Source organism: Streptococcus porcinus, assembly GCF_900475415.1.
Taxonomy (GTDB): domain Bacteria; phylum Bacillota; class Bacilli; order Lactobacillales; family Streptococcaceae; genus Streptococcus; species Streptococcus porcinus.
This window is the reverse complement of sequence record NZ_LS483388.1, coordinates 903,569-922,345: the sequence shown is the minus strand read 5'-3', so window position 1 is coordinate 922,345 and position 18,777 is coordinate 903,569. Positions and strand designations below refer to the sequence as shown.

Annotated in this window: 30 protein-coding genes, 3 tRNA genes and 1 pseudogene; 4 read left to right on the top strand and 30 right to left on the bottom strand. The window is 35.3% G+C overall.

Annotated elements, in window-relative coordinates; genetic code table 11:
• Nucleotides 1–9: 9 nt before the first annotated feature.
• The 22 genes and pseudogenes from DQM45_RS10130 to DQM45_RS04555 all read right to left on the bottom strand — a co-directional run bounded on the left by DQM45_RS10130 (nt 10) and on the right by DQM45_RS04555 (nt 9,512).
• Entirely contained in the window at nt 10–174 is a 165-nt protein-coding gene (locus DQM45_RS10130) for a hypothetical protein (RefSeq protein ID WP_003084556.1), read from the bottom strand.
• Nucleotides 175–402, bottom strand: a complete 228-nt coding sequence (locus DQM45_RS04640) for a hypothetical protein (RefSeq protein WP_003084791.1) — start codon at nt 400–402, stop codon at nt 175–177.
• Between the two features lie 3 nt (nt 403–405).
• On the bottom strand, nt 406–594 hold the full coding sequence (locus DQM45_RS04635) for a hypothetical protein (protein WP_003083413.1): 189 nt from the start codon (nt 592–594) through the stop codon (nt 406–408).
• 1 nt (nt 595) lies between these two features.
• Nucleotides 596–820, bottom strand: coding sequence for a hypothetical protein (locus DQM45_RS04630; protein WP_003083501.1), 225 nt, complete (start codon nt 818–820; stop codon nt 596–598).
• On the bottom strand, nt 817–987 hold the full coding sequence (locus DQM45_RS10125) for a hypothetical protein (protein ID WP_003085614.1): 171 nt from the start codon (nt 985–987) through the stop codon (nt 817–819). The genes DQM45_RS04630 and DQM45_RS10125 overlap by 4 nt, the downstream gene beginning before the upstream one ends.
• Nucleotides 984–1,187 carry a hypothetical protein gene (locus DQM45_RS04625; protein ID WP_003085509.1) on the bottom strand — a complete coding sequence of 68 codons (204 nt, stop codon included), beginning with the start codon at nt 1,185–1,187 and terminating at the stop codon, nt 984–986. Before DQM45_RS04625 ends, DQM45_RS10125 begins: the two co-directional genes overlap by 4 nt.
• Entirely contained in the window at nt 1,184–1,564 is a 381-nt protein-coding gene (locus DQM45_RS04620; protein WP_003083845.1) for a YopX family protein, read from the bottom strand. The genes DQM45_RS04625 and DQM45_RS04620 overlap by 4 nt, the downstream gene beginning before the upstream one ends.
• A complete protein-coding gene (locus DQM45_RS10180; RefSeq protein ID WP_039984513.1) occupies nt 1,561–1,929 on the bottom strand; it encodes a hypothetical protein in 369 nt (122 codons plus the stop codon). Before DQM45_RS10180 ends, DQM45_RS04620 begins: the two co-directional genes overlap by 4 nt.
• Entirely contained in the window at nt 1,922–2,164 is a 243-nt protein-coding gene (locus DQM45_RS04610; protein WP_003085034.1) for a hypothetical protein, read from the bottom strand. Before DQM45_RS04610 ends, DQM45_RS10180 begins: the two co-directional genes overlap by 8 nt.
• Nucleotides 2,165–2,527 carry a hypothetical protein gene (locus DQM45_RS04605; protein WP_003084638.1) on the bottom strand — a complete coding sequence of 121 codons (363 nt, stop codon included), beginning with the start codon at nt 2,525–2,527 and terminating at the stop codon, nt 2,165–2,167. It abuts the gene before it with no gap.
• Nucleotides 2,511–2,864, bottom strand: coding sequence for a VRR-NUC domain-containing protein (locus DQM45_RS04600; RefSeq protein ID WP_003083980.1), 354 nt, complete (start codon nt 2,862–2,864; stop codon nt 2,511–2,513). The genes DQM45_RS04605 and DQM45_RS04600 overlap by 17 nt, the downstream gene beginning before the upstream one ends.
• Nucleotides 2,824–3,690, bottom strand: coding sequence for a bifunctional DNA primase/polymerase (locus DQM45_RS04595; protein WP_003085452.1), 867 nt, complete (start codon nt 3,688–3,690; stop codon nt 2,824–2,826). The genes DQM45_RS04600 and DQM45_RS04595 overlap by 41 nt, the downstream gene beginning before the upstream one ends.
• 243 nt (nt 3,691–3,933) lie before the next feature.
• Nucleotides 3,934–5,487, bottom strand: coding sequence for a hypothetical protein (locus DQM45_RS04590; protein WP_003083485.1), 1,554 nt, complete (start codon nt 5,485–5,487; stop codon nt 3,934–3,936).
• A 16-nt stretch (nt 5,488–5,503) separates the two neighbouring features.
• Nucleotides 5,504–5,986: a DUF669 domain-containing protein gene (locus DQM45_RS04585; protein ID WP_003085195.1), complete on the bottom strand. Its 483-nt coding sequence runs from the start codon at nt 5,984–5,986 to the stop codon at nt 5,504–5,506.
• Between the two features lie 4 nt (nt 5,987–5,990).
• Nucleotides 5,991–7,424 (bottom strand): annotated as a pseudogene (locus tag DQM45_RS04580) (DEAD/DEAH box helicase); the annotation flags it as partial.
• A gap of 5 nt (nt 7,425–7,429) precedes the next feature.
• Nucleotides 7,430–8,137 carry an AAA family ATPase gene (locus tag DQM45_RS04575; protein WP_003084362.1) on the bottom strand — a complete coding sequence of 236 codons (708 nt, stop codon included), beginning with the start codon at nt 8,135–8,137 and terminating at the stop codon, nt 7,430–7,432.
• On the bottom strand, nt 8,134–8,418 hold the full coding sequence (locus DQM45_RS04570) for a hypothetical protein (RefSeq protein ID WP_003082709.1): 285 nt from the start codon (nt 8,416–8,418) through the stop codon (nt 8,134–8,136). The genes DQM45_RS04575 and DQM45_RS04570 overlap by 4 nt, the downstream gene beginning before the upstream one ends.
• Nucleotides 8,390–8,599 (bottom strand): hypothetical protein, encoded by a 210-nt coding sequence (locus DQM45_RS04565; RefSeq protein WP_003082790.1) that lies wholly within the window; start codon nt 8,597–8,599, stop codon nt 8,390–8,392. The genes DQM45_RS04570 and DQM45_RS04565 overlap by 29 nt, the downstream gene beginning before the upstream one ends.
• The gene (locus DQM45_RS10275; protein ID WP_003084156.1) at nt 8,600–8,740 is read right to left on the bottom strand and encodes a hypothetical protein; all 141 of its coding nucleotides are present in this window, start codon (nt 8,738–8,740) and stop codon (nt 8,600–8,602) included.
• Complete coding sequence (locus DQM45_RS04560) at nt 8,737–9,015, bottom strand: hypothetical protein (RefSeq protein WP_003084851.1); 279 nt, start codon at nt 9,013–9,015, stop codon at nt 8,737–8,739. Before DQM45_RS04560 ends, DQM45_RS10275 begins: the two co-directional genes overlap by 4 nt.
• Nucleotides 9,016–9,095: 80 nt before the next feature.
• A complete protein-coding gene (locus DQM45_RS10120) occupies nt 9,096–9,269 on the bottom strand; it encodes a hypothetical protein (protein WP_003083667.1) in 174 nt (57 codons plus the stop codon).
• Nucleotides 9,270–9,293: 24 nt separating this feature from the next.
• Nucleotides 9,294–9,512 (bottom strand): helix-turn-helix domain-containing protein, encoded by a 219-nt coding sequence (locus DQM45_RS04555; protein ID WP_003083278.1) that lies wholly within the window; start codon nt 9,510–9,512, stop codon nt 9,294–9,296.
• A gap of 186 nt (nt 9,513–9,698) precedes the next feature.
• Between DQM45_RS04555 and DQM45_RS04550 the strand changes: the two genes are divergently transcribed.
• The 4 genes from DQM45_RS04550 to DQM45_RS04535 all read left to right on the top strand — a co-directional run bounded on the left by DQM45_RS04550 (nt 9,699) and on the right by DQM45_RS04535 (nt 12,183).
• On the top strand, nt 9,699–10,055 hold the full coding sequence (locus DQM45_RS04550) for a helix-turn-helix domain-containing protein (protein ID WP_003084989.1): 357 nt from the start codon (nt 9,699–9,701) through the stop codon (nt 10,053–10,055).
• Between the two features lie 4 nt (nt 10,056–10,059).
• Nucleotides 10,060–10,410 (top strand): hypothetical protein, encoded by a 351-nt coding sequence (locus DQM45_RS04545; RefSeq protein ID WP_003082950.1) that lies wholly within the window; start codon nt 10,060–10,062, stop codon nt 10,408–10,410.
• Between the two features lie 53 nt (nt 10,411–10,463).
• Nucleotides 10,464–10,997 carry a hypothetical protein gene (locus DQM45_RS04540; protein WP_003084506.1) on the top strand — a complete coding sequence of 178 codons (534 nt, stop codon included), beginning with the start codon at nt 10,464–10,466 and terminating at the stop codon, nt 10,995–10,997.
• Between the two features lie 109 nt (nt 10,998–11,106).
• On the top strand, nt 11,107–12,183 hold the full coding sequence (locus DQM45_RS04535; protein WP_003083425.1) for a tyrosine-type recombinase/integrase: 1,077 nt from the start codon (nt 11,107–11,109) through the stop codon (nt 12,181–12,183).
• A gap of 28 nt (nt 12,184–12,211) precedes the next feature.
• On the opposite strand, the gene DQM45_RS04530 is transcribed toward DQM45_RS04535, so the two are convergent.
• The 8 genes from DQM45_RS04530 to DQM45_RS04495 all read right to left on the bottom strand — a co-directional run bounded on the left by DQM45_RS04530 (nt 12,212) and on the right by DQM45_RS04495 (nt 18,582).
• A tRNA-Arg gene (locus DQM45_RS04530) sits at nt 12,212–12,283 on the bottom strand.
• Nucleotides 12,284–12,383: 100 nt separating this feature from the next.
• Entirely contained in the window at nt 12,384–13,604 is a 1,221-nt protein-coding gene (rpsA, locus tag DQM45_RS04525; RefSeq protein WP_003086014.1) for a 30S ribosomal protein S1, read from the bottom strand.
• Nucleotides 13,605–13,729: 125 nt separating this feature from the next.
• Nucleotides 13,730–13,801: transfer RNA gene (locus tag DQM45_RS04520), tRNA-Gln, on the bottom strand.
• A gap of 8 nt (nt 13,802–13,809) precedes the next feature.
• Nucleotides 13,810–13,890: transfer RNA gene (locus tag DQM45_RS04515), tRNA-Tyr, on the bottom strand.
• A 60-nt stretch (nt 13,891–13,950) separates the two neighbouring features.
• On the bottom strand, nt 13,951–14,181 hold the full coding sequence (locus DQM45_RS04510; protein ID WP_003083541.1) for a DUF2969 domain-containing protein: 231 nt from the start codon (nt 14,179–14,181) through the stop codon (nt 13,951–13,953).
• 63 nt (nt 14,182–14,244) lie between these two features.
• Nucleotides 14,245–15,267, bottom strand: coding sequence for a branched-chain amino acid aminotransferase (locus tag DQM45_RS04505; protein WP_003086102.1), 1,023 nt, complete (start codon nt 15,265–15,267; stop codon nt 14,245–14,247).
• 120 nt (nt 15,268–15,387) lie between these two features.
• Complete coding sequence (gene parC, locus DQM45_RS04500; protein ID WP_081461249.1) at nt 15,388–17,850, bottom strand: DNA topoisomerase IV subunit A; 2,463 nt, start codon at nt 17,848–17,850, stop codon at nt 15,388–15,390.
• Between the two features lie 318 nt (nt 17,851–18,168).
• Nucleotides 18,169–18,582, bottom strand: a complete 414-nt coding sequence (locus tag DQM45_RS04495) for a YkvA family protein (RefSeq protein WP_003085567.1) — start codon at nt 18,580–18,582, stop codon at nt 18,169–18,171.
• Between the last annotated feature and the right edge of the window lie 195 nt (nt 18,583–18,777).

Genomic DNA, 18,777 nt, shown 5'->3' with positions numbered 1-18,777 from the left:
CTACCTCTTTTAATCTGGATATGTTTCTGCATTGATAAAAAACTTATTAGGATGCTTGTTCCAAGTCATTACGTTTTTAGCTTTAGTTAAAACTCCTTCGTCTTTTTCGTTTATCCAAACTTCGAGCTCTGGGTCAACTTTTGCTAGCACTTTATGTAGATCTTTTACTTTCATCTATCCCCCATTTCCAGTATCAGGTTTTTCAAGTTCACACCAGTAGAAATCATCCGCTGAAAAATTTTCTTCTAATTCAGCATGACCGTCATCTTCAAAAATAAAAGTATCAATAAAAAAGTATCCATTTGTATAAATTACTAGTTCCTTGTCATACTCAGGCATATCTCCATGCCATTGTAAAAATCCGTTTTTATTTGGTGCTAAATACGCATGTTTCCAATCCATATTTTATCCCCCATTTCCTGTAAGTTCTGCAAGCCTAGCAAGAATATTTTCAATAGGTATTTCAGTATCAAAATATTCTTGATTTTCACATTTTATGGTTGTAAATTTTGTTCCATCTAAGCAGAACCCACTGTTAACAGAAATTATCTTATCGATATTTATATATCTTCCGTCAATTTCTAAAAACTTCATGTTATCCTCCGTTATTCGTCAATTCCGCAATCCTCGCAGTCTGCTCCACATTTTGCTCTCTCGCTTTGCGTAACTGATACTGTGTGCGTGTGAGTTGTTTTTGCAAACCCTCTATTTGAGGCTGATAGTAATTATCAGCAATCGTATAGCCCAAAACTGTTAAAATCAGGCTGTACATAACAATAAAGATTTTTACGTGTAATGCTTTAAACTCATACCTCTTCATTCTTCTACCTCTTTATAAGACAGCGTAACTACTAACTTCCTACCTGAACCGTTGTCAGTTAATTCAGCAGTACACTCTGTTGAGTTGTCGTTTCTCAAATAAATTAAAAGGTCCATCACAGTTGCATCAAGAAAATCTTGTGGTGTTTTAATTTCAATGTTTTTCATTCTTCCACCTCTTGCATTTTAATTCTGATTTCTTTTCCTAATCTGCGTAATCTGGTCATGTTACAGTGTGGGTTTTCTCTATTCCACTGTTGTTCTTCTTTAGAATACAAAGGAAAATCAGGCTTATACACTAAAGCTTTGGCTATTTTTAGATAATCATTTATAAGTAATTCAACATTTGTAATATCATTTACGCTCATTCTTCCACGCTTTCTAGTAAGTCACTGTTTTGGTATATGTTTCCGATGATTTCGATTCCTTCGGCGTGTACCCACAAATCTATTAAAATTTTTCCACTTTGAATACAAAATGCGTTTTTGTGATACGTTATAACGCCTGTTAAATCAGTAGTTTTATATATCTTCCCATCATCAGAGTCATAATCAAAAGCATTTACCACATCACCCTCAAAAATTTCTAAAGCGTTTTTATCAAACAGACCTGTTGATTGCATTGGATCACTAAACATACTGTTATCTGTATCTAATGCCATGAATAGCTCTGATAAATCTTCATAGTCATTAGCTACCCACATTTCGCAATTTTCTAAATCGTATACTCTAAATTTAGGTATCATCTCACTTCCTCCAAAAATTGCTCATAGCGTGGGTCAATAGCAATAGCCTCCGCTCGGGTGAATTTGGTTTTGTGACCTAGTACTTCTTCTTTACTGGTAACAGTAAAGTCACTTTCTGGCGTAATGTTTAAATAACCAAATTCACTATCAACTAACTTCACATAATACAACGGCTCTTCAACTTCCCATTCGCCGTCAAGGATAGCTTGGATAGCTTTAAGTTTAGATTCAGCAGTAACAAAAGTTTTACTTAATAGTCCATCTCCTGTAAATAACCAATTTATTAAATCTGTCTTTATAACTGTATCTTCAATTCCTCCAAACACACGTAACGCTTTATCTTCTTCTCTTGTCAACTTAATCATTCTCCACCTCTTTCATAATCAACTCTGCTTGAAATTCTGTCGGTATCTTAATTCGCAACCAAAATTTCTCGACTAACTTTTCTTCCATTTTTAAACGCTCTGACATATCATCAATACTTATTTTATTTGCAGTCATATACTCTATTAAACGATCTAACACATCGTTTGGTAATAAGTTATCGTATGACTTAGCTGTGTATTTTATGTCTAAATAATTTGCTTTATGTCTTTTCATTTATAATCCTAAGAGCGACAATGCTTTTTCATGCACTTGTTTTCTGATCAGCGCTCTGTATTCCTTTCTAGTCAAACCTTTTTTAACTGCTTTAAATTCTTCGAGAGCAGTTATGTCTTCTTCTGCTTTAAAATCCCTTTGTTCAAGCGATTTAATCATCATTTTTTCAAATTCGTCAGGCTCGTAATAATTTTTAAAATAAATTAATGACGACGGTCTAGGCAAAATACCAGCTCGTTTATTTGCAACAATAGTTACATAGATACGTCTAAACTCTTCACTATTGATATCTTTAAATACCTCTCTGCAAAAAGCTTTTGAATTATCTTCAAATTTACTATAAAATTTATCTGTTAGTGTCATTTATTATCTCCAATGCGTCTTCAACAGACCTAGCAACTCCAGCTAAAGCGCCTCGTTTTTGCATATTTTCTATAAATTTTTTCTGTTCAGGTCGTAATCGACCTTTTTCATTTTTTACTTCAATAAAGAATGCTTTTGCGTCACCTTTTCGAAATCCTGATAAATCACAATACCCTTTAGGTACACCTGTTTCGAACCAACGCCCATTTTGCATCTTGACTTTACCGACGTTTATTCGAAACACTGTATGGCCTGATTTGGATAATTCCATTCTGATAAGGTTTTGGATATCATGTTCAGAAAGTGACGTAGTTAACTTTTCGTCTTGCTGATTCAATAGTTAGTTCAAACTCCTCTCGTGTAAATACATCTCTACCTTTTACTGTTCCAATGATTGATGTTAAATCGTCAATATCGATACCATTTTCAAACGCCCAGCATGCACCTTTAAATAAATCATCATTCCTGTTATATGATGTTCCAGAAGCCACTCTCTCATAAGCTTCTCTTCCTTCGTGGTAACCCGTTGTTTTCGGTTTAACAATCGAACCACCGAAGTACGTAATGATACTTTCTTGTTTTGACTTAAAAATATCTTCTTCAAATTTTCCATCGTAGTAAGGTAAGTTTTTAACAGCTTGTAATACTTCACGTCCATCAGATGGAAATATCTTCACATAGTTATTGTCATTGGCTTTTATATCAACACCAGGCATTACACCAATCTTTTGTGAGTAGTTTATGCCATCACGTTTTTTAAATAAAATATGCATACCACCACTTTTAGTGACTTCCACGAAAGTGTTTTTGAAATTTTTTATCAATTCAAATTTATGCTCACTTCGAATAATTGACGAATAACCATCTAAACCATTTCCGTATTGATCAGTAGTAAGTACTGTTAATAAATCGACCCCTAAAGTTTTTATCATTGTTAGCAATTCACTAGATAACTGTTCGTCCATCTCGTGCGTGTCAATGTCTATACACCACATCCCACGCATTAACAATGCGTAATCACAGTTAAACCAATTAATTGATTCGATAATTTCTTTCGTCATTTCTCTATCTTTAAATGGAATAATTGGTCTACCAGTCTTCTTACTAAGTGGTATTACCTGATATCCTTTCTTTAAGAACGAAAGTGCTGTAGTGTGATACATACCCCGTAACTCCTATAATCGTTGATATAATAATGTTTATAGCTATTTGTAACGCCGTTACGTCGTTTCGACCTACCCCACTCTATATATAATCAATAATTAATCAATCATTAATTAGACTATTTGGTTGTAACCCCGTAACTTTTAGATTTTTAACTCTGAAAACCGTTGGCGCTCTAAGGTTCAAGTGCGTTACGACCTTTTCCAAAAACCCCGTAACAACCGCGTTACACCCCGTAACTTTTAGATGACATATTTATCGAAACGTGTTTTATTTTCGACTTCATATCCTCTAACTGTTCGTCCGTTCACTCTTTTAGATTTACTTCGTACACCAATCTCAGAAATTGCTTTACTTAATGCATTGCTATTTTTTCCGTACACCTGCAATGATAAGTCAATAACTTCCTTATTATCAGTCCGTTGTACAAAATCGACTTCTTGTAATGAGTTGATAAGTGCGATTTGAAATTCATCTAAATCAATATCATTGAATACTTCAACATCTTTCCATTGATACCACTTACCGGTTTTTTGAAAATACTCAAGTGAGTTTAATAGGAAACCGATACAACCATCAATTTTGGGATTCTTGTCACGATCAGTGAAAGCTTGCCAGTAAGGCCTAAATATCTGTTCGCGCTCGTAATCAGTTTCTTTTTTCGGTCTATCTTTAAATTGAATTAACACTTTTCGTCCATTCATTTCATCGGATAGTGCTACTGTTCTATTTGTGTCGACACACAGTACAGATGACAACGTAACCATTGACTGATTCTGACCGATTGCTCGTGCAACGTGTGTTTTCTCAGTCGCAATGATTTTTAATACACGTTCCATTGCGTTGCCTTGAATGTCCCCTTGCTCTGTTGCAAGTGCCATTTCGCCACCTGAAAACATCGCCCAAGCTTGCAGTGCCTCGAAACCATTACTTTTAAGAGTGTCTAATTCAACATCGATTTTATTAAATAATCCTGATAATGCGATATGCCGTAACCCCTTCCCAGTTCGTACCCCTGATTTTGAGATAAAGAAATTCGTTTTTGCACGAATACCGCATGATACCTGCGCTATGAAATAAGCTTGAAGCATTGCGTTGTTAAGTGAATTTTCATCTGCGATAACATACTCTAAAAATTGATTTGCGGTTGCTTTACTTGCAATTGCTGTTTGATAATCTACGTCGTAGTATTTAAAGTAAGAAACATTTTGCATAGGTGTTTGCTCTAATATTTCCGAGTCCTCAAGGTCAATTATAAAATCCTTGCAGGCAATCTGATATGGTTCGATATAATTTATTGGTTTGATATCCAGCGTTTTATGAATACCTTGTAGTATTTCTAAAATATGACCTGAATCTTTGAAACCGTATTTTGTTTGGAGTGTAAAATCGTCAATCAGTTTGAATTGCTTATACCTCACATCGTAGAGTTTATTCTCAAAGAATGTGTAAGCACCAAGTATGTAATCGATAACCAGTTTCGCGAATGGTGGGAAGTTGTTTTCGACTGTGTAGGTTAGGTATTCGCTACCTTGCTTATCCGTCTTAAGTTTTGTTTCTCCGAACAAAAATCGATAAGTCTTGCGTCCGTCAGATACGAAATACATGACATCTTCATCTTTAACCAACTCTGAATAGAACAGTTTGTGAACATAACCGTTATGGTCGATTGGAACAATTTTAAATAAGTGTTTTCTCAATTCAGCTTTAAGTACTGATTCACCGAAGATTGGGTCTCCCCAATCTGTTTCGGTTGTCAGTTTTGATAAAGCCTCTATAAATTCATTTGATGTCATTTATCCCCCAATCTTATTAGAACGGAAGATCGTCGTCTTTAATCTCCGCTTGTGTAAATCCAGTTGTTTTTTCTTTCCAAACGTGTTGTGAATTTGGCACTTCACTTGGGTTTAAGTAACGTACTTTCGGATATCTATTTCCGTTATACTCCTCAAGTTTTACGGTAACTTTTGCAGTACGTCCTTTGAAGTCATTTAAGAATGCCTCAAAGCTATCGTAGTGTTGACCCTCTTTGATACCTAGCGCTTTTGCTTTACCCATTAAGATGCCAATGTGATATTTCCCAGTTTGGGAATTAGGATATTGCTCATCCCATAAATGGAAGTTTTGCATTTCTTGTTTGATGTCATTTCGGACAACGTAATCGATAACGACACGCTTTTTATTGTTGCGTTCGTTTACTGCTTCGTATGCATCAAAGACAATCATTTCGTATGGTTGTTCTTTGAATTCTGCGTGTTCTTTAACTTCTGAAAAATCTGTTGTAAATCCTGCCATTTTTTTATCCTCTTAATTTCTTTTCTAGCCAATTGTAGGCGCTATATATTTCTTTTTCTGACTTGCCAGTTACTTCAGCAAGTTGTTTGATATTCGTTTCTACCCAATCAGTTTTTAAGTAGAAATAAATCAGTTTGTATAATGGTTTGCCTTTACCAGCGTCTTTAACTCTAGCTTGGGCAATTTCCCAGTTTGTTTTTAAATCTTTACCAAACTTCTTCTTAGCAAGTTGTTTGATTCTAAACTGCTCACGTTTTATGAGTTCAAGTTCTGCCTCTATGCGTTCTTTCTCTTGCTTTTCTTTCAAGTTAAAGTCGTGTCCGCATAAATCACAAAGTGGTTGATTGAGTGGCCATAGCGCTGAACACTCAGGGCATTCTTTTGCGTGTACCGTATTAGTTTTATTTGACTTCTTTTTCCAACCACCAATAAAATAGCTTTCCCAATCGTGCGGTGCGTCTGGTAAGCCATGCACGTTCCAATTTCCAACGTGGTCAAGTATAATCGCCTTTTTATTAGGTTGATATCTCATTGATCGCATGGATTGTTGAAGAAATAAAACAAGTGATTTAGTCGGTCTGCATAGTATGGTTACAGCACAGTCAGGAACATCGAACCCCTCTGATATCAAGTCAACATTACAAACGACTTGTATTTTTCCGTCACGAAAATCTTGCATGATTTTGTCACGTTCAGCCTTAGGTGTTTTTGCGTCTGCATGTATTGCATTGATACCAATAGATTGGAATTCTTTAGCAAATGCCTCTGACGCTTCCACAGAGTGAGCATATAAGATAGCTTTCTGACCGTTGGCCTTTTTGATATATTCTTGGACGACATCACCAAAAATCTTTTTACCAAATGATTCATCAATCGATTTATTAGAGTAATCTCCGTTTTGCACTTTTAGTTTCGAAGTGTCGATTGATAATACACTGTAATAATCATATGGTGCTAGTTTGTTGTTATCGATTAACCACTCAACAGTCTTGCCAAGAACCATAACATCGTAGGTGTCTGTGAAACCGTCACCCGATAGCCTCCAAGGTGTTGCAGTAAAACCTAATCTTGGAACGTCTTTAAAATAATCATAGATAACTTGGTAAGTACTTGCCTTACCGTGATGCCCCTCGTCTGTGATAATCAGTGTAGGCTTGGTTAATTTATCCAGTCGATTTTTTGCTTTGCCAACTGTTAGTAAATCGACTTTATCCATATCGACCTCATGGAATTTAAAGCTGTTTGTGATTTGGTCTATTAATTCCTTGCGATGCACTAAGAATAAAACGTGTCCGTTTTTCTTAGTTGCTGACTTCGCAATGTCAGATATGACAACTGATTTGCCACTTCCGGGAGGGCTGACAATCATCACGTTATTGTTTAAAATATGCTTTCTCGCTTCGTTTATAAGTTCAGCCTGGTAGTCGTGTAATTGGTATACCGTTACGCATCACTCCCTTCGAAGTTAAACAAATCTTCAATTTTACAAGCGGTTCTATCATCTAATCTATTCTTAGCATAAGTGCCTTCGCTACCTTCAAGAATCAATCCGCGAGAACCTGTTTTTGCATTTACTAAGATACGACCGACAATATCTGTCAACCCCAGCAATTGATTTAATACAGACCCCCTAATCTGCGGAACGTATTGCGTAATAATTTGTCCTGTTTCCAAATTTAACTCATGTGTATCTTCCCATGCCGTTACGTAAATATTTATTGGTTTTAAATAGATAGTTGTTAATACTCTCAGGAAGTAATTAGTCCATTGGTTATAATGTTGTAACTCGTTACTAATTCCATTTTTAGACTTGCGACCTTGTTCGATAAACCAGTCTGATTGTAAGCTTGATACATTATCAATGACTAAGTTATCGTATTGATCTAACACTTCATCAACTTCTTTAAGGAAAATATTGATATCGTCTGACGGATGTTCCCTATCGAACGAAATTGCGCCGTCATTGTCAATTGTTCTAACATCAACATTTGGAATGCCCTCTAATACTTTATGGGAGTTATCCAATGACAATACCAAAGTGTTACCTTTTAATTGTTTAATTAGCGATGTCTTGCCAAGTCCAGCTTTACCATAGATAAGAATTCTCCAATTGTTTGTCCGTTTTAAATCTTGTGCTTTAGTTATCTTCAATGTCTAATCCCTCCAAAAAGTTCAGTGAATTTGTCATCGTAATCAATCATTTTTCTAATATCTTCTTCTTTCCCGATTATTAATTCTTCAAAAAGAGGAGTATCGAAAATGTCTTCATATTTTTTTAAAACACCATCAATAGCTTTGTACATATCAACTTTAAACTCTTCTTTGAGTGGTGATTCTTTTAACATTAATCTTGTATCAAACATGACACCGCGCCGATCTTCAAACTCAAATTCAACGGACGGTTTACCTTTTTTGTTTACATAAATTCTCATATCTATCTACATCCATTTCTATTGCTTCAAGGGTGCTATTAATATCTGTAAGAGACCAACTTTGATAAATAGCATTAACTATTTTGATTTTTTTATTTTCTTCCATCTTTGGCCATTTTTCAGCAACACAATTTAAAATTGTTTCATACAAATCAATTTGACTGTTAATAAATTCTTTCATCTACTTCCCCTCTGAAATCCTACTTCGCATATAAGCGTCAAATTTAGCCCACTGTTTTTCTGATGAAGCCCGCTTCGTGTCGTGTGGTTGATGTTGTTTTACCTCTTCTTTTGCAAAGATTAAGTTAAATAATTTTTTCATTTTTCTATTCTCTCCCAGTTCTCGTCAATCCATTTTTTAACTGCATCTCTTGGATACCTATCTTGCTTACCCGGAACCCTAACAATCGGAAAATCTTTCATGTCAATTAGTTCATTTATCCTTGTTGGATTCAGGCCAATGAAAGTGTTTAATTGACCTCTCGTAAGCATTAAAGGCATTACATTTTCAACATCAAAAACTTTTAAAGTTTTAAATAAGTTCTTGAATAAGCGTTCAGTTACTGTCTTTATCCATTCGTCAGCTAATTTATCCATTGATAGCCATATCCTTTCATGTTATAATTAAGTAAATAAATTTTAGTTTGAGTCCGACTGCAATCGGACTTTTTTGCGTTTTAGTGTATTTCTGCCATCGTTTGGATAACTCGACCATAGTTTGAATTTCGTTGCTCTCTCACTTCAACTTCCTCAATCTCGATCGTTGCGTTGTAGTCTGAATTTAAAAGTTTAACCAGCACGAAAATTACGATTGGTAATAAAGTCAGACTTTGTGTGATTGTTAGTTCCATGTTTTCTCCTTTTAATCGTTCTTTTTAGTGAACGTTGTATTTAAAAAAAATACCGATATCATCTTTTGAAATACCTAAAATTTCAGCAACTTTAGCTAATTCGTCTGCGTCAAAAGAAACAAATCCATTTTCGCGCTTTGCGTAACGTGCTCTATCTGACCAGCCAAGTTGCTTTGCCATATAGTCTTGCGTAAACCCTTTAGCAACACGCTCAGCTTTTACACGTAAATAATCTACTGCCATATTATCTCCTTTCGTTCGTTAAATTAAATAATCGTTCTCTTTAAGGAACAATTTAAGTATAACACACCGTTCTTTTTTGTCAACACTTTTTTCTAAAAAAAATAAAAAAGTTTTTTTGAAGGAACGCTTGTATCTTTTAGAGAACAGTGTTATAATTATAGCAGTTAATAGAAGAAAGGTAAAATCATGAGAACAAATGACGAGATAATACAACTAATAGAAGAAGTATCAAAAGATAAAAATATTTCTATTAGTGAGTTAGCAAGACGAGTAAAAATGTCAAAATCGAGTGTATCTATGTACTTTACTAAAAAGAGAAAGTTTCCACTAGATAGAGCTGATGTTTTTGCTAAAGCATTAAACATATCTCCAGAATATTTGATAGGTGTAACACCAATTTCTAAAAACACTGAACACACTATAGACCTCCGCCATGTCGCCTCATCAGCAATGGCATTTGACGGTCATCAATTAAATGACGAAGATTTAGATTTAATAACTTCTGTATTAGAAGCTAGAATGAAAAATAGAGATAAGGAATAAGCCTATGACACCAGAAGTGTTATTTATTGACGGTCGTGAGATAGACAATAAAGGTTTTTATATACATCAAGCGAATGTTATTATCATGGATGCATATCTTGATGATATTGATAAAAAGAAGGTTTTATATCACGAATCTGAGCATCAAAATCATTTGTTACAAAATTATGAACGAATGCGTGAAAAATATGAACAGATGTCTGACCGCAACATGATCCATCATTTGCTAAAAGAATATTTACCTACGCTTGACAATATCGAAGATTTTAACATCTGTCGTTTTATGGAAACGTATAGATTAAAAACCATAGCTAACGAAGCGATGGTCATTGAAGAGTTTAAAAATTTAATTTAATAAACATGTGCAAAGTCTGAATCACACTAAAAGCTGACAGGGAGAAATATATTATGAAAAGATTATTTGCTTTAGGATTAATTACACTAAGTGCAACTATGCTTGTAGCGTGTTCTGGTAGTGACAGTAGCAATAAGTCAAGTACAAATAATAAGACAATGCAATCAAGCTCTGGAAACAAGACCTCAAAATCAAACGCTGAAAAAAATAATAAAAAATACAAAATAGGTGATAAACTAACATTTAAAGACGGCGTCGAAATTACAATTACAAATGCAGAATTTACAGATGAAAGAAATGAATTTGATGATACAAATCCAGATAAAGTGTTGAAAGTAACTTATAATGTTGTTAATAATTCTGACAAGGATTATGTTGTGGGTGGCGATATAAATACTTATGTCGGAAGCAACAAGATGTCAACATATCCAATAACAACAACGATGGATACTATATCAGCCGGTCGTAGTTACGAAAATGCTGTCCAAGGATTCGGGATAAAAGGTACCGATAAAATCGAGTTGGAAGTGCACCCATTGATCAACTTTGATAACGAAAAATACGTTGTAGCTTTAGATCTTCAATAAAAATAAAAACCCCACTCCCGCCGGCAAGCATGAAGTGAGGTTAGTGATATCAAAGAAAAGGGATGTCTTTTCTTGTACTCTATTTTAGCAAAATTGAAAGGTAAAATCAATGGCTAGTATCAGAAAGAGGTCAAACGGATGGGAATTTCGAATCTCTTATAAAGACAGTAATGGTAACTACAAACAAAAAACTGGAGGTGGTTTTAGAACTAAACGAGAAGCTGAGATAAAAGCAAGCGAAGAAAAATTAAGGATTAGCAAAGGAATAACTGGAGACATTAATTCCACTCTATACGATTATTTCAAAATATGGTCAAACACTTATAAAAAGAATAATGTATCTTTAGTAACTTGGAAAAAATACGAATACACCCTTAGCAAAATCAGAATATATTTCAGAGATGCAAAAATAAAAAATATATCAGTTTCTCAATATCAATCAGCGATCAATCAATTCTTAGAGGATTACTCTTGGAGAACGGTTAAAATGTTTAACACTCATATCCGTCAATGCTTAAAAGTTGCAATGCACGAAAATATTGTTCAAAAAGATTTTACAACTTTTACAAAAATAGCTCAAAATGAAAAAGATGAAGAAAAAGATATACTTCAAATTGACGAATATTTTGATTTGTTGGAAACTACTTCAACTATAAAATACCGCTCCCACTTTTTTATATATCTAGTAGCAGTAACTGGTCTTAGATTTAGTGAGGCGATGGGATTGACTGTCAATGATATCAATTTTGAAAATTCAACTATTAACATAAACAAGACATTTAAAGTGTATGGTCCAAAGCGTGGATATGGCCCAACTAAAAATAAATCATCAATGCGTATTGTACCTATTGATGATAGGACTCTATCGCTTCTCTCAGAGTATGTCAAGCGCTTTGAAATTAAAGATAGGGTATTTGTAGAGTTATCTAATACAGCTGTAAATAAGACACTTAAGAAGCTTGTAGGGCGAAACGTTCACATGCATTCATTAAGGCATACTTATGTATCATATCTTATAAAAAATAACATCAATGTAGTTCAGGTCTCTAAGTTGATTGGTCATACAAATCCAAATACAACTTTGACAGTTTACTCACATCTATTTAAACAACAGGAAATAGAATCCGTAAATCAAATAAACAATTTATTTAGGTCAAATTTAGGACAAAAAACAAAAAAAGCCTAATTTAATAGGCTTTTCAACGTGGTTTAAATCCACCTTGAGAGAATCGAACTCCCATCTCAAGAACCGGAATCTTACGTGATATCCATTACACTAAAGGTGGTAATACCATAATAGTATACCACAAAAATAAAATTTTCGAAATAGAAATCATAAATTTTGATTAGAAAAAAAGCTAAGAAAATCTTAGCTTTTACACTTTATTATAATTCAATATCACCGAATAAATCAGCCATTGAGAAACCAGTTTGAGTTTCTGGTAATTCATAGTCACGTTTAGCTTCACGTTTTGGACGACGTGGACGTGATTGGCGTTTTTCACTGTTATTGTTGTTGTTATTGTTGTCACCTTCAGCTTGTGCTGGGCGTTCTTCAAGAGCTTTGATTGAAAGTGATACACGTTCATCAGCTGCATTTACTTCAAGAACCTTAACAGTAACTTCTTGACCTACAGAAAGTACATCTTTTGGATTTTCAACACGTTTGTGTGAGATTTGTGAAATATGAACAAGTCCATCAATTCCAGGTAAAACTTCCACGAAAGCACCGAAGTCAGTAAGACGTTTTACTTTACCTTCAACAACATCACCTTGAGCGAGTTTTTGTTCAACACCATCCCATGGTCCAGGGGTAGTTGCTTTAAGTGAAAGTGATACACGACCAGCTTCTTCGTCAATTGACAGAACTTTAACTTCAACTTCTTCACCAACACTTACAACTGATTTAGGTGAAACATTACGTTCATGAGATAACTCAGTAACGTGAACAAGTCCATCAACACCACCAAGATCAATGAAAGCACCAAAGCTAGTTAAACGAGCAACAGTACCAGTCACAACTGAACCTTCAGAAAGTTTCGAAAATACTTCTTCGCGAGCTGCTGCAGAAGCTTCTTCAATGACTTCACGACGTGATAAGATAAAACGGTTTTCAGCAGCATCAACTTCTTTAATTTTTGCGTCAAATTCTTGACCTACAAATTTTTCAGTGTTGCGTACAAAACGAGTATCAATCATTGAAGCAGGAATAAATCCACGTAAACCTTCAAATTCAACTGAAAGACCACCTTTAACAGCGCGAGTACCTTTAACAGTAACTACTTCACCTTCACGACCAATAAGTTTGTCCCATGCTTTGCGAGCTTCTAAACGTTTTTTAGATACTAGGAAAGTAACTGTATCAGTATCTTTACCTACAACTTGACGAAGAACAAGCACTTCAACTGTGTCGCCAGCTTTAACAAAATCATTGATATCGGCATCACGATCATTAGTCAATTCGCGAAGTGTCAAAACACCTTCTACACCAGTACCATCAATAACAACGTTTGCTTGACCGTTATCAACTGTTAAAACTTCCGCAGTGACTACATCACCAGGGTTTACTTCGCTAACACTGTTTAGCAAATCTTCAAATTCATTCATTCTAAAAAATCCTCCAACAAAAGCAAGCTATGCTTGCTTTTGATAACAATATATTTTCTCAAGGTAACCCGCAACGACAACAACTCTTATCTTTGACGGTCTCAGAATCTATCTGATACCTCTGACTGGGGTAGCTGGATTCGAACCAACGCATGAGGGAGTCAAAGTCCCTTGCCTTACCGCTTGGCTATACCCCAAATAGAAATGGAAAGAGAGGGATTCGAACCCCCGAACCCGAAGGAGCGGATTTACAGTCCGCCGCGTTTAGCCTCTTCGCTATCTTTCCATAACAACAAAAACTATTCTACCATAGTTTTATTGCTCACGCAAGTGTTTTTACCCACTTTTAGTGATTCAAATTGTAGTTTTCAATGATACTTTCAACCGCTTGTTCCAAGGTTTTAAAGAAGCTTTCTGCACTACCGTTATTAACAACAATGAATCTTTCATCAAGCTCTGCAATTTCACCCACAACACGTTTCCCGTTTAGTAATTGATAACCATTTACTAGGGTATTTTCAAGTGAAACCTTGTGATCAACAATTTGAATTTCAATTTTTTTATCTTTTTTACTCATTCTATACCTCGCTTCATCCATTTTACACAAAAAGAAAAAAGCTTGCAAGAGCAAGCTTTGGATTTAATCAACTTTTACAATCCAACCCTCTGGGGCTTCAATATCACCAATCTGAATGCCTACTAATTCGTCATATAAACGTCGGGTCACCGGTCCAACCTCTGTCTCACTGTAAAAAACATGTAGATGGTTACGGTACTGGATACCACCAATTGGTGAGATAACGGCAGCTGTTCCACAAGCACCAGCTTCTACAAATTTATCCAAATTATCAATTGGAACATCTCCTTCAATAACTGTCATCCCTAGTCTCTTTTCAGCTAATTCGAGAAGAGAATATTTAGTAATAGACGGTAGGATTGATGGACTTAAAGGAGTAATAAACTCATTATTAGCGGTGATACCAAAGAAATTAGCAGCGCCAACTTCTTCAATTTTAGTATGAGTGGCCGGATCTAAATAAATCACATCAGAAAAGCCACTAGCTTTTGCAACTTTTCCTGGTAAAAGCGATCCGGCATAATTGCCTCCGACCTTTGCTGCTCCTGTTCCAAATGGAGCAGCACGATCATACTCTTCAGAAACAATAAAATTTGTTGGCATTAAGCCACCTTTAAAATAGGCTCCCACTGGCATCGCAAAAATAGTAAAGATATACTCATCAGCTGGTTTGACACCAATAACATCTCCAACCCCAATTAATAAAGGACGAAGATATAAACTTGCTCCTGTACCATAAGGAGGAACATACTCTTGGTTCGCTTTAACCACTTGCTTAACCGCATCAATAAATTGTTCTGTTGATACTTGTGGCATTAACAAACGCTCTGCTGTTGCTTGTAAACGAGCAGCATTGCAATCAGGACGAAAGAGCTGAATAGAACCATCTTTTGTCCTATAAGCTTTTAAACCTTCAAAAGCTTGTTGCCCATAGTGTAAAGCTGGTGCTGCTTCGGATAGATGTAAAGTAGCATCTTCGGTAAGTCGTCCCTGATCCCATTGTCCATCTTTAAAATAAGAAATATAACGGTAAGGTAACTTATGGTATTCAAATCCTAGATTGTTCCAATCTATATCAAGTGTCATATCATATCCTCATTTCTGCTTTTATATATTGTATCGTAATTTTCATGAAAAGCAACCATCTTCTAATGTTTTTTAATTTTCAGAAAAATACATTCAAACTAAAAAGAACTTCCGTCCTTTTTAGTCAAATCTTACTGACAAGACCTCTTGATCTGAGATAGAATCTGAAATAAAAGTACCATTACTTGTACGTTCAGACAAGGAATAGTTGGCTAAATTCACTAAATATTCTTGACCAGTTTTGCTAGTAACTATCAATTTTATACTAGACTCATCATTGTCAGCTTGTGGACTACTAAATAGATCAATGGCTTTATTTGACACCGAACTCTTGACAGCACCAGCTAAGAAGACACGGTGAGGTTTATTTTTTAATTCTCTCAGAACCAACAGTCCCCTATTCGCTCGACTCGTTTGCGGGATATCCTCCGTAGCCACTCGCTTCAGACTGCCACGTTGTGTTAGGACAAAGAAACTGTCTGTGTATGCTAAGAAAGCAGAAGTAATATAATCACCTTTTTTAAGGTTCATTGCTTTCACACCAGCTGTTTTTAAGCCTTGAACGGGCACTTCCTCATTAGAAAAACGAAGGGCATAACCTTGATGTGAAATCAACATGATATCTTCAAAAAGGATAGGCTGAACAGCAATAATACGATCCTGCTCATTTTTTAGTTTCGCATACTTAAGTGATTTAGAGCGATAGGTACGCCATGGTGCTAGCTCCGCTCTTGCAAAACGCTTAATTTGACCTAATTGTGTCACACTATAGTAAGTTACTGATTTGAAATCATCTACAAGCTCAGCATACAAAACCTTCTCCTCATTACCGTAGTTAGTAATAGTTTGAGATAAGTGCTCACCAACTTCCTTCCAGCGAATATCTTGCAATTCATGTACAGGACGATAAATAACATTCCCTAAATCTGTAAAAATAAGAAGATGCTGGGTTGTTTTTGCATTGGTTACGAAAATTAAGCGATCATCATCACGTTTACCGACTTCTTCAATTGTTGAAGCATTGAAGGATCGAGGACTAGTTCGTTTAATATAGCCACCTTGTGTAAGGCTGACAAAGGTCTCTTCTTCCACAATCAAGCTAGCGGTATCAATTTCAATTGTCTCTGTCTCTTTTTGTAATTGTGAACGACGAGGATTGCCAAATTTCTTTTTAACCTCTCGTAATTCACGCTTCATCACATTATACATGGTAGCCTCATCAGCGATAATAGCTCCCAAAGTAGTGATTAAATTACGAAGTTCTTCCTCTTCATTTTGCAAAGTAACAATGTCGGTATTAGTCAATCGATATAATTGCAAAGTAACAATAGCTTCTGCTTGTTCTTCTGTAAAAGCATAGCTGATTTTCAAGTTTTCCTTGGCATCCGCTTTATTTTCAGATGCACGAATCAGAGCAATCACTTCATCAAGGATAGAAATAACTCGAATCAGTCCCTCAACAATATGAAGGCGCTTTTCAGCTTTAGCCATATCAAATTTGGAACGTTCAATAATGATTGACTTGCGGTGCGCAATGTAGGAGCTAAGTATCTTTTGAATACCAACTTGATGAGGTGTATAGTTATCAATAGCTACCATATTAAAGTTGTAATTAACTTGTAAATCAGTATACTTCAACAAATAGTTTAGAACAGTCTGTGTATCGGCATCTTTTTTCAATTCAATCGCAATTCGTAAACCAGATCTATCAGACTCATCACGGACTTCTACTATTCCAGGAACTTTGTTATTAACACGAACATCATCAATTTTTTTCACTAAAACGGACTTGTTAATTTCATATGGAATTTCAGTAACAATAATCTGTTGCTTGCCGCCTTTGAGCTCTTCAATATCCGTTTTTGAACGAACGACTACTCGCCCCTTGCCTGTTTCATACGCTTTACGAATCTCATCTTGACCTTGGATAATACTTCCAGTCGGAAAATCTGGGCCAGGTAAAAACTCCATTAATTTATCCAATTTAGCTTTAGGATGATCAATTAAATAAACCGTCGCATCGATCACTTCTGCTAAATTATGAGGAGGAATATCGGTAGCATAACCTGCAGAAATACCAGTAGCACCATTAACCAAGAGGTTTGGATAAGCTGCCGGTAGAACTGTTGGCTCTTTTTCTGTATCATCAAAATTCCAAGCAAATGGTACCGTATTTTTCTCAATATCTTGTAAAAGATAGCCTGAAATTTCTGATAAACGAGCTTCTGTGTAACGCATAGCTGCAGGAGGATCACCATCCATCGAGCCATTATTACCATGCATTTCAACAAGAATTTCACGATTCTTCCAATCCTGACTCATCCGCACCATGGCATCATAAATTGAGGAATCTCCATGAGGGTGGAAATTCCCCATGATATTCCCTACCGATTTTGCAGATTTACGGAAACCTTTTTCAAAAGTATTTCCATCTTTATACATGGAATATAAAATGCGACGTTGAACAGGTTTTAGGCCATCTCTAATATCAGGTAAAGCCCGCTCCTGAATAATATATTTGGAATAACGCCCAAAGCGTTCTCCCATGATATCCTCTAGGGACATGTTTTGAATGTTACTCATATTTAAGATACCAAGCCCGAAAACTGCAAAGATAATATAGAAAATCACTAGGAATTCCTGATTTTCTAAAAGACTTATCTTTTTGGTACAGTATTTAAAGCAGGTTCAATTCCTTTCTGTTTGTTTAAAGGTATATTTCAAGTAAAACAGGTCACTCAAAGACGCTAGGAAAGCTTTACGATTTTTCTTAATGCTAATTCGGAACAATTCTTCCTTACACAAAATATCAAGACAAGCTCTTGCAGTTAATGACCACCTGAACCTGTCTTGAAAAAAATAATCAGTTCTTATTGAATCATTTTTCAAGAAGAAAAGAGTTTAGTCAGAGAGCACTTGCCGAGCTTTTTTCCACTGACGGTAATCCTCAATATCCTTATAAACAAGATTCCAACAGGTAGCAACAACAAGAGCATCATCTAATTGCCCAAGAAAAGGAATCCAGTCAGGAATAAAATCAATTGGAGATAGAAAATAGATTAAAGCACTCACAATAGCTACGATAGTTCTTCGAGGCACACGTCTATAATCCTTTTTCCAATAGCTACGCACCATACTAATTAGAATGGGGATCGATTTTAATTCTTGTCTGATAAATGGGATCCACTTAATTCTTCTCTCCAATTTATCAAGGAAAGATTCCATTTTAGCATCATCTTTTAGCAGGCGATCAGCCTTATTATAACCTTTTTGTAACTCTTCCATAGCTTGCTTTTTATCAAAATGTTTTTTCATAGCTCTACCTCACAAATTTAGAATAAGACATAGTCCCAATTAGAAACAGAATTATCAATTACTGTTCTAAATAGTTAAGTAAATTAATTATTATATACAATTATATAATATTAATTACAAAGTGAGAAATTAAAAGTAGTTGCATTTTAATTTTAAGCAAGGTATTGTTGTTTTCACTTAGAATTTGTGTGCGTG